Origin of the sequence: Candidatus Phytoplasma sp. AldY-WA1 (assembly GCF_020312115.2) — a bacterium.
GTDB classification, from domain to species: Bacteria; Bacillota_I; Bacilli_A; order Acholeplasmatales; family Acholeplasmataceae; genus Phytoplasma; species Phytoplasma vitis.
In genome coordinates this window covers 1-2,052 of the sequence record NZ_JAHRHX020000084.1, presented here as the reverse complement: position 1 = coordinate 2,052, position 2,052 = coordinate 1, and the positions used below count along the sequence as shown (strand labels likewise).

The window sequence follows — 2,052 nt, the reverse complement described above, 5'->3', positions numbered from 1 at the left end:
TCATCTGGAACACCACCAACACCAGTACAATCACCAACAACTATAACACCAGCAGCATCTGAAACACCAACACAAGCACCGACACCACAACCTGCAAAAACAAACGAGGAAGCATCATCAAATGAAGAAGCAATTACTTCATTAGTTGACGAACTAGTTACTATAAAAGAAGACGTTGATAAATTAAAAGCTACAAAACCTCAACCGACTAACAATAACGAAATTAGTTCACTTAATAAACAAAATAAAGAACAAAAAGAAAAAATAGATAAATTAGAAAAACGTTTATCTACCGTTGAATTAAAAAACATTCAAAACCCATCAATAAGTCAAACTCCAACGCAATCAAATAACGAAGATTTCCCAAAAACTGACTTAACGAAAATGCCATCATTTGATAAATTAATCGGGTTCAAAGAAGAACGCGAAGCCGCAGATCGTTTTTTAAATTTTTTAAAGAGTATTGGAAACTTTCCAAATATTGGAGAAGTTAAAATACCAACTGGTATTTTATTACACGGAGTAGCTGGTACTGGTAAAACTACTTTCGCACAAGCTTTAGCAAAAGAAGCAAATTTACCTTTTTTTAACACATCAGCATCTCAATTTTCAAAAGGAGTAGTTGGTGAAGCCCCACAAATGGTTCGTGATTTATTTGCTACTGCAAGAAAAGAAGCACAAAGATCAGGCGGAGCAATCATTTTCATTGATGAATGTGAAGAGATTTTTAAAGATTTAACTGATAACCAATCTAAAAACACTGCCGACACCGTGAATATCATTAACGAATTTAAAGCTCAAATGACAAGTTATGAAAACGATCCTAAAAAACCAGTTTTCTTAATGGGCGCAACGAACCACATTAACAAAATTGACGAAGCCATCAAATCAAGATTTAGTTACATGATTGAAATCAAACCAGGTGATTTTGAAGATCGTAAAAAGATGTTAGAATTCTTAATCAAAAAACGTCAAAACCCATACAGTGACGACGCCAAAGATTACCTATTAAACGTTGTTAATAGAGCATTAGACGAATTACCACCTTACAAACGAGCAAACCGTATTTTAACTGGTGTATTAGACGAAGCTGTTAGTACTCTTGTTTTAGAAAGCAACAAGACAACCCCACCACGAACTCAAATCAACATCGACGACATCAAAACCGCATACCGTTTAAGAGTAGACAAAGACACTGGTATATTAGACATTATCGACAACCATAGAAAACAACAACCAGCTAGCACAACACCAACAACTGGAACAACAAAAACTGGATCACAAACACCACCAGTTCAACCAGCTAGTGCAACACCACCAACTGGAACAACAACAACTGGATCACAAACACCACCAGTTCAACCAGCTAGCACAACATCACCAACTGGAACAACAGCAACTGGAATACAAACAACTAGAACTGTAACACCGCAAACAACTAAAAAAATAATTTTCCAAAAAGATAATGAAACTATCAAAACAATTGAAGAACGTGACAAAAGTGAAAAATTAGTTAAAAAGACAAGATATTTGTATGACAACAAAAATATTTTTTATATTAAAGAATACAACGAAAACGAAAAATTAATTAAACGAACAACCTACTTCCCCAACGGCCAAACTATTTTATCAATCGCCGAATACAACGAAAACGGCCAACTAACTAAAGCAATAGAATATTACCCTGATGGCCAAACTATTAAACGAAATGTTGAATTTGACAAAAATGGAAAAATAGTTAAACAGACAAAATATAATCCTAATAGTAAAATTATTGGAAAAATTTATAACTATGATAAAAACGAAAAATTAGTTAAAAAAACATTCTACCAACCCGATGGTCAAATAATCAATTGTATCAAAGAATTCGACGAAAATGAAAAATTAATTAAAGAAACAATTTATCAAAAAGATGGTGTAACTATTAAGTTTATTAATGAATACAACAACAATAAAAAAACTAAAGAAACAAAATACTACCCTAATGGCTTAGCTATCGACTACATCAACGAATACGATGAAAATGAAAAATTAACCAAAAAAACAGACTAT

General features: G+C 32.8%; 1 protein-coding gene. It reads left to right on the top strand.

Translation table 11 applies throughout. From position 1 onward, the window contains the following. A partial coding sequence (locus KTO59_RS04080) for a DUF2963 domain-containing protein (RefSeq protein ID WP_284928783.1) occupies window positions 1-2,052 on the top strand: 2,052 nt, incomplete at both ends.